Here is a 6,957-nt window from a genome sequence, read left to right as displayed (position 1 = left end):
GCACCACCCACCCGAACCGCACGACGAAGGAAGACGACATGGACGAGAACACCCGCTACCAGGTGCTGCGCAACGACGAGGAGCAGTACTCCCTGTGGCCCGTCGACATCGAGGTGCCCGCCGGCTGGCAGCCCGTCGGCAAGGAGGGCACCGAGGCCGAGTGCTCCGCCTACGTCGACGAGGTCTGGACCGACATGCGTCCCAAGAGCCTGCGCGAGCGCATGGAGAACACCGGCGCCTGACCGCCGCGGCGCCACGGACACCCGCCGGGCCGGCCCCGCGCCGGCCCGGCGTCCCCTTCCCCTTCCCCCCACCAGTCGCCGCCCCGGCGCCCCACCGCCCTCGGCCCACCGCACCGCATCACTCCCGAGGAGCCCGCCATGACCCCCGTCCTGCGCACCGAACGCCTGGACTTCCTCCCCTACCGGCCCGAGCACGAGGACGTCTTCGTCGCCCTGCTGCGCGACGAGGAGGTGTGCCGCTGGATGGGGCAGGACCTCGTGCCCGAACCGCAGATCCGCGAGCTGTTCCGCGCCATCCTCACCGACGTCTACCCCCGGCGCCGCTTCGACGTGTGGGGCCTGTGGCTCCAGGGCCGCTACGTCGGCCACGCCGAGGTCAAGCCGACCGGCAACGTCGACGGCCACGAACTCGTCACCGCCCTCCTGCCCGGCTACTGGGGGCGCGGCCTGGGCGGCGAGGTGGTCCGCGGCCTGCTCCGGCACGCCGCCGACAACCTCGGACTCACCGAGGCGTACGGCATGGTGGGTGCCGGGAACACCGCCAGCCTGGCCATGTGCCGGCGCCTCGGCTTCCGCCACGTCCGGGACGTCGTCGGCGACGACGGCTCGGTCACCAAGCTGCTGGTCGTCCCGACCGGGGAACCGGGCGTGGCGGCGAGCGCCGGGGAGCCGGGATAGGCGGGGCGGCACCTTTTTCGTTTGTCCTGTTTTCTCGTTTCATCACCCCCGTCCCGGTCTCATAGAGTGGCGACGACCTGTTCCCGGAATCCGGGAGCAATACGGCAGGAAACTCGTTCTGCGAAGCCCAGGGAAAGGGGAATCCCGCAGTGGGGCTCATCGAGACCAGCGGCACATTCACGGGGACCAGTGCGGACCTTCCGGGTCTCACGGGAGTGAACACCGGAAAGATCAGATGGGGACAGCCCGCCTCCGGCGGCAATGTGAGCGGCTATGACTTCGAAGGCCACCCGATGGAGGCGATCCTCAACGGCCGGGAATTCCCGATAGGGCAGTTCACGCACTACAACTACCCGATCTACCTCGCGGAGCAGTCACAGTTCTGGGTGTATCTCACCATCAAGGTGCACTTCGAGAACGGGAACTTCGACCGCGACATCAATGTGCGGTTCCGTCACAACGAGACACCCAACCAAGGTCCGAACCCGAACGACATCGTGCAATTGCAGGAATTCCACGTGCCCGAGAAGGTGTACATCGACAACGTCGAGTACGACGTGGAGATCACCGGCTTCAGAAGGCTGCAGGAGACCCGGACGGCGACCGGCTTCAACGTTCCCGAGGGCGAGACGGACAGCGCCTGGATCTTCGCCCGGTTCCAGCGGAAGACCGCGCCGGAGTCCTGACCCCCCGCAGGCGCCCGGAGCCCGCGGCCCGCGCACAGGGGCTGCGCGGGCCGCCGAGCCGCGCTGTAATGGCGAGGTGGTGAGACAGGGCGCTGCGGCCGGCGGAGCGGGAACGGCACCGGAGCGCGCCGAAGCCGCCCTCGCCGCGCTGGCGGCCTCCCCGGCCGCCCCCGATCGGCTCCGCCGCCTCCTGGAGCAGGCGCTGGTCCTCGCCGGGGCCTCCTTCGCCGGGGTGTACGCGCCCGGCGACGACCCCGCGCTGCTCCGCCTCGCCGAGTCGGCCGGCCTGCCCCGATCCCTGTACGGCCTCCCGGACGCCTACCCCGCCGCCGGCTCCTCCCCGGTCGCCGAGGCACACCGCACCGGCCGCCCCCTATGGCCCACCCCCGCTCACCCGAACGAGCGCCCCGCACCATCCTCCGAGGCGGCTGGTTCTGTTCGGGCGTCCGAGGCGGCCGGGTCTGCTGGGCCGTCCGAGGGGGCTGGTTCTGCTCCGTCCTCTGAAGCGGCCGTGTCTGCTGGGCCGTCCGAGGCGGCCGTGTCCGCTCCATCGTCGGAGGCGGCTGGGTCTGCTCCGTCGTCCGAGGTGGTCGGATCCGCTGGGCCGTCCGAGGGGGCTGGTTCTGCTCCGTCCTCTGAAGCGGCCGTGTCTGCTGGGCCGTCCGAGGCGGCTGGTTCTGCTTCGCCCTCTGAAGCGGCCGTGTCTGCTGGGCCGTCCGAAGCGGCCGTGTCGGCTCCGTCCTCCGAGGCGGCTGTGTCCGCTCGGCCCTCCGAGGCGGCCGAGGCCGAGCCGCCCGCCGAGGCCACCTCGCGCCCCGAAACCGCCGAGGCCACCTCGCGCCCCGAAACCGCCGAGGCCGCCCCGCCCCCCGAAATCGTCGAGGCCGCCCCGCCCCCCGATATCGCCGTGGCCGTTCTGCCGCTCGGGCCGCCGGGTGGTGGCTGTCTGCTGGCCGTCCGCGGACAGCCCGGCGGCTTCGGCGCCGACGAGCGGGCCTGTCTGGAACTGATCGCCCGCGCGATCCCGGTGCCCGCACCGGCCGTCGCCGCAGGCACCGGCGAGCAGGCCGGCAACGACTTCAGCCTGGCCATGGACACCGGCCGGGTGAAGGCCGGCGCGCGACTCCTGCGGCTGTTCGGGATCCGTCCGGAGCGCTTCGACGGCCACGTGGAGACCCTGCTCGGCCGCACGGTCCCCGAGGACCTGCCCGCGCTGATGTCCGCCGTCGAGGCCGACCACATGACCATCGGCGAACGCGAACTGGAGTTCCGCGTCGTGCAGCCCGACGGCCCGCCCCGGTGGCTGCGGCTGCGCGGCCGGCTGCTGCCCCGCGGCGAGGGCCGTCCCGCCCGGCTCGTCGGCACCGTCGTCGACGCCTCCACCCTGCGCTCCGACGGCACCGACGTGGCCCGCGTGCAGCGGCTTGCCGCCTCCCTCGCCACCGCCGGCACCGTCAAGGACGTCGGCCAGGCCGTCGTGGCCGCCCTGCGCAAACCGCTTGGGGCCGACCGGATCGCCTTGGCCGAACTGGAGAACGACCGGCTGGTCGTCACCGTCCTCGACCCGCCCGAACCGGATGCCTGGCCCGAGGTGTGGCGCAGCGAATGGCGCACCGAGTGGCCCGACGCCCCGGTGCGCGCCATGCCCACCCTGGCCGCCGCGCTGCGCGCGGGCCGTGCCCGGATCTGGCCCGCCGGCTCGGCGCTGGAGCCCGCCCTCGGCGAGGTCGGCCCCGGCGGTCTCGCCGTACTGCCGCTGCCCGCCGGCAGCCGGATGGCCGGCGCCTGCCTGATCGGCTGGGACCGCCCGCACCACTTCGCCCCCGACGAACGCGCCCTGCTCACCGCCTGCGCCGCGCTGACCGGCCAGGCCCTGCTGCGCGCCCACGCCTTCGACGCCGAGCACGAACTCGTCGGCATGCTCCAGCGCACCCTGCTGCCCCGCCGGCTGCCCCGGCTGCCCGGCGGGGCAGCCGTCGCCCGCTATCTGCCCACCACGGCCGGCCTGGAGGTCGGGGGCGACTGGTACGACGTGATCCCGCTCGCCGACCACCACGTGGCCCTCGTCATCGGCGACGTCCAGGGCCACAACGCGGGCGCCGCCACCCTGATGGGCCAGATGCGCACCGCGCTGCGCGCCTACGCCACCGAGGGCCACGCCCCGGACGTGGTCGTCTCGCACGCCAACCGCCTGCTGCTGGACATGGAGACCGACCTCTTCGCCACCTGCGGCTACGTCGACGTCGACATGGAGCAGGGCACCGCCTGGTGCGTACGCGCCGGCCATCCGCAGCCGGTGCTGCGCCACCCGGACGGCACCGCCGAGATCCTGCGGTGCGAGGGCGGTCCGCCGCTCGGCGTGCTGGACCGGGCCGAGTACCCGATGACCCCGTTGCGGCTGAAGCCCGGCACGGTGATCGCGCTGACCACCGACGGCCTGGTGGAGTCGGCGGCCCTGGACCTGGACGCCGGCATGGACCGGCTGGCCCGCGCGCTGGCCGCCGCCGACCCCGGTCACCTCGGGCTGGTCGCCGACGCGCTGCTCGCCGACGCCCACCGCGCCGACGACGTGGCCCTGCTGCTGATGCGCTACGACGGCATGGCCGTACGCCCGCTCAGAGAGAGCTGGACGGTGTGGCGGGTGCCGGAGGCGGCCCGGCACTCCCGCCGCTTCACCCGGCGCACCCTGCGCTCCTGGGGCCTGCCCCAGGACACCGTCGACGCGGCCCTGCTGGTGGTCTCCGAGCTGGTCACCAACGCGCTCGTGCATACCGGTGGCCCGGTCCGGCTCGACCTCGGCCTGGTCGGCCGCCGGCTGCGGCTGGCCGTCACCGACTCCTCCCCGCGCGGCCCCGTCAAACCCGCCGGGATCGGCTGGGAGGCCACCGGCGGCCGGGGGATCTGGCTGGTGGAGGCCGTGTCGGCGGCCTGGGGCACGGTGCCGGTCAGCGGCGGCAAGCAGGTCTGGGCGGAGCTGGTGACCGGCGGCTGACCCGCCACTCGGGTGCGGGTGCGGCCGCTTCCGCAGGTCGCTCTGTGCGCAAGAGCCGGAGCTGCCTAAGGTCGGTTGGCGTGTCGCACACCTTCGAAGAACTGGTCGCGAAACAGCGCGCGGCCGACGCCGCCCAGACCCAGGTCCAGGAACTGCGGGAGGCCTACGGCCCGCCGGCCGAGCGGCGGCTGGCCGGCGTCCAGGCGGGCACCTACGAGACCGCCCTGCGGGCCTGGCGTGACCTCGCCCGCGATGTGCAGACGGCGGTGAGCGAGTACGCCAGGGACACGGGCCGGTCCCGGGCCGAGGTCGAGGCGGAGGTGGAACGCGCGGCGGCCGGCGAGGAGGACTGAGCGCCGCGGGAGGCCCGGGCCAGGCATCCGCGGCCCGGCCCCGGGTACCCGCACGTCATGAACACTGCCATGTACCAAGCGGCCACAGGCGCCCAGACCTTCGGATACGTCCTGATCCTGATCGCCGGAGTCGCCCTCGTCGCGGGCATCATCTGGGCCTTTCGGCTGGGCGCGAAGGTGCGCGAGCGCGAGCCCGCGCCGCCGCGCCCGGAGGAGCAGCCGAAGATGCCGCCGGGGGGACCGGTGGGCGAGACCCGCGAGGTGCGAGAGCCCGACGAGATGCCCCGGGCCGCCGACGGGAGTGACCGCCTCACCCCGCACCAGCTCGGCAACGTCGGCACCAAGCGCGCCGCCGACCAGAGCCGTCCGCGCTGGTCGCCGGGGTCCAGCGGGTCCTTCGGCGGCGGTGGCGGCGGCCGGACCTGACCCGGCCGGACACGGATCGCCGCGCCGGGCCCGGTGCGGGCCCGGCGAAGGCTCCCGCCGGCGGCGGGACACGGAAGGAAGCGGAACGACATGACCGCGCACGCGGACGCGAAACGGGCCATACCCTACGCGGAGACCGGCTGGGCCCAGGCCCGCCGGCGGCGGGACCCGGGAGTGCGCACCTGCCTCCCGGCACTCCTGGACCGCGCCGCGCCGGGGCGCCGGGGTCCGGACACGGAGGACACCATCGTGCGCGGCGAGGACTGAGGAGTCCCGGTGCCCGGCCGCAGGGGTCAGACGCGGGTCTTGGCGAGCAGCTCCGCGACCTCGGCGGCCGTGCCGGTCTCGCCGAGGCGCGGGAAGACGCGCTCCACGCTGTTGGCGTGCGCCTCGCCGTCGGCGTCGGCCATGGCGTCGGTGGCGAGGGTGACGTGGTAGCCGTGCGCGTAGGCGTCACGGGCGGTGGATTCCACGCCGATGCTGGTGGCGATCCCGGTCAGCACGATCTGCGTGATGCCCCGGCGGCGCAGCTGCACGTCCAGGTCGGTGCCGTGGAAGGCGCTCCAGTTGTGCTTGGTGACCCGGATGTCGCCGGGGTGGCCCGACAGCTCGTCCACGACGACGTCCCAGCCCTCCGGGAAGGCGAGTCCGCGCGGCTGGCGTTCGGTGCGGCCGGGCACGGCGTCCGCCCCGTCGGCGGCGAAGGAGACGCGGACCAGGACCACGGGCAGGCCGCGGGAGCGGAAGGCGTCGGCGAGTTCCGCCGTGCGGGAGACCACCTGCGGGCCCGGGCAGGGCTGCGTGGGCATCGCCACGATGCCGTTCTGGAGGTCTATCGCGACGAGGGCGGTGTGGGGGTCGAGCGTGCTGAGCGGCATGGGGCGGTCGGGCCTTTCGGGTGTTTCGGGTGTTCCGGTGTTTCAGGGGTGGAGCGATTTCGGGGTGAGCCGGACGAGGGCGTGGGCGAGGGCGGCGCGGAGCCGGCCGGCGCGAGCAGGGTCCGGCGGTGCGGGAAGAGCGCGGCGGCGGCGGGCACGGGCGTGCGCGGCGGAGCCGGGCCGCGTGGGCGCCGGGGTCAGGGCGCGGACAGCCGTTCCAGCAGCTCCAGCGCCGCCAGGACCGTACGCCGCTCCTCCTCGGTGTAGCGGTCCTGGAAGGCGCGGGCCAGCCACTCCTCGCGGACCTGCCGGTTGCCCTCGACCCGGGCCCGCCCGGCGTCGGTCAGCGTGACCAGCTGGCGGCGGCCGTCGTCGGGGTCGGGCGCCCGGCGGATCAGGCCGTGCCGCTCCAGCGCGGTCAGCGTGGTGGCCATGGACTGCGGGCGCACCCCCTCGGCGGCGGCGAGCGCGCTGGCCGTGGCCGCGCCGTGCTTGCCGACCAGGGTGAGCGCCGACTCCTGCGAGGGGCTGAGGTCGGCGTCCTGCGCCACCTCGCGGATGCGGCGCCGCAGCCTGCTGAAGACCACACGCAGATCACGCGCGGCGCGGGCGGCGGAGTCGGAGATGTCGGCCATGGACGCCAGGCTATGACCGGCAGCCGGAACTGTCCAGCTCGGACTGTTCAGTTTTGGCTGTCTATTT

The 6,957-nt window shown here is 74.3% G+C and carries 9 protein-coding genes; 7 read left to right on the top strand and 2 right to left on the bottom strand.

Going from position 1 to position 6,957, the window contains the following annotated elements:
- The first annotated feature begins 38 nt into the window (after positions 1–38).
- The 7 genes from SCK26_RS04510 to SCK26_RS04475 all read left to right on the top strand — a co-directional run bounded on the left by SCK26_RS04510 (position 39) and on the right by SCK26_RS04475 (position 5,644).
- Positions 39–242 carry an MbtH family protein gene (locus tag SCK26_RS04510; protein WP_318199944.1) on the top strand — a complete coding sequence of 68 codons (204 nt, stop codon included), beginning with the start codon at positions 39–41 and terminating at the stop codon, positions 240–242.
- 138 nt (positions 243–380) lie between these two features.
- Positions 381–920, top strand: coding sequence for a GNAT family N-acetyltransferase (locus tag SCK26_RS04505; RefSeq protein WP_318199943.1), 540 nt, complete (start codon positions 381–383; stop codon positions 918–920).
- A gap of 149 nt (positions 921–1,069) precedes the next feature.
- On the top strand, positions 1,070–1,606 hold the full coding sequence (locus tag SCK26_RS04500) for a choice-of-anchor K domain-containing protein (RefSeq protein WP_318199942.1): 537 nt from the start codon (positions 1,070–1,072) through the stop codon (positions 1,604–1,606).
- A 754-nt stretch (positions 1,607–2,360) separates the two neighbouring features.
- Positions 2,361–4,598, top strand: a complete 2,238-nt coding sequence (locus SCK26_RS04490; protein ID WP_412080706.1) for a SpoIIE family protein phosphatase — start codon at positions 2,361–2,363, stop codon at positions 4,596–4,598.
- An 80-nt stretch (positions 4,599–4,678) separates the two neighbouring features.
- Complete coding sequence (locus SCK26_RS04485) at positions 4,679–4,951, top strand: hypothetical protein (RefSeq protein WP_318199941.1); 273 nt, start codon at positions 4,679–4,681, stop codon at positions 4,949–4,951.
- Positions 4,952–5,008: 57 nt separating this feature from the next.
- The gene (locus SCK26_RS04480; RefSeq protein ID WP_318199940.1) at positions 5,009–5,377 is read left to right on the top strand and encodes a DUF6479 family protein; all 369 of its coding nucleotides are present in this window, start codon (positions 5,009–5,011) and stop codon (positions 5,375–5,377) included.
- 90 nt (positions 5,378–5,467) lie between these two features.
- A complete protein-coding gene (locus SCK26_RS04475; protein ID WP_318199939.1) occupies positions 5,468–5,644 on the top strand; it encodes a hypothetical protein in 177 nt (58 codons plus the stop codon).
- Positions 5,645–5,670: 26 nt separating this feature from the next.
- Here the strand turns inward: SCK26_RS04475 and SCK26_RS04470 are convergent, their stop codons facing one another.
- Both SCK26_RS04470 and SCK26_RS04465 read right to left on the bottom strand, forming a co-directional pair.
- Positions 5,671–6,255 (bottom strand): isochorismatase family protein, encoded by a 585-nt coding sequence (locus SCK26_RS04470; protein WP_318199938.1) that lies wholly within the window; start codon positions 6,253–6,255, stop codon positions 5,671–5,673.
- A 197-nt stretch (positions 6,256–6,452) separates the two neighbouring features.
- Entirely contained in the window at positions 6,453–6,890 is a 438-nt protein-coding gene (locus SCK26_RS04465; RefSeq protein WP_318199937.1) for a MarR family winged helix-turn-helix transcriptional regulator, read from the bottom strand.
- Between the last annotated feature and the right edge of the window lie 67 nt (positions 6,891–6,957).

This window comes from Streptomyces sp. SCL15-4, from assembly GCF_033366695.1.
Lineage (GTDB): Bacteria > Actinomycetota > Actinomycetes > Streptomycetales > Streptomycetaceae > Streptomyces.
Note: the sequence above shows the minus strand (reverse complement) of the source record. Positions and strands in the feature narration are given on the sequence as shown.

Excerpts from the sequence above, each read along its gene's own strand:
- SCK26_RS04510 (WP_318199944.1), top strand. The coding sequence starts at position 39 with ATGGACGAGAACACCCGCTACCAGGTGCTGCGCAACGACGAGGAGCAG.
- SCK26_RS04505 (WP_318199943.1), top strand. The coding sequence starts at position 381 with ATGACCCCCGTCCTGCGCACCGAACGCCTGGACTTCCTCCCCTACCGG.
- SCK26_RS04480 (WP_318199940.1), top strand. The coding sequence starts at position 5,009 with ATGAACACTGCCATGTACCAAGCGGCCACAGGCGCCCAGACCTTCGGA.
- SCK26_RS04475 (WP_318199939.1), top strand. The coding sequence starts at position 5,468 with ATGACCGCGCACGCGGACGCGAAACGGGCCATACCCTACGCGGAGACC.
- SCK26_RS04470 (WP_318199938.1), bottom strand. The coding sequence starts at position 6,255 with ATGCCGCTCAGCACGCTCGACCCCCACACCGCCCTCGTCGCGATAGAC.
- SCK26_RS04465 (WP_318199937.1), bottom strand. The coding sequence starts at position 6,890 with ATGGCCGACATCTCCGACTCCGCCGCCCGCGCCGCGCGTGATCTGCGT.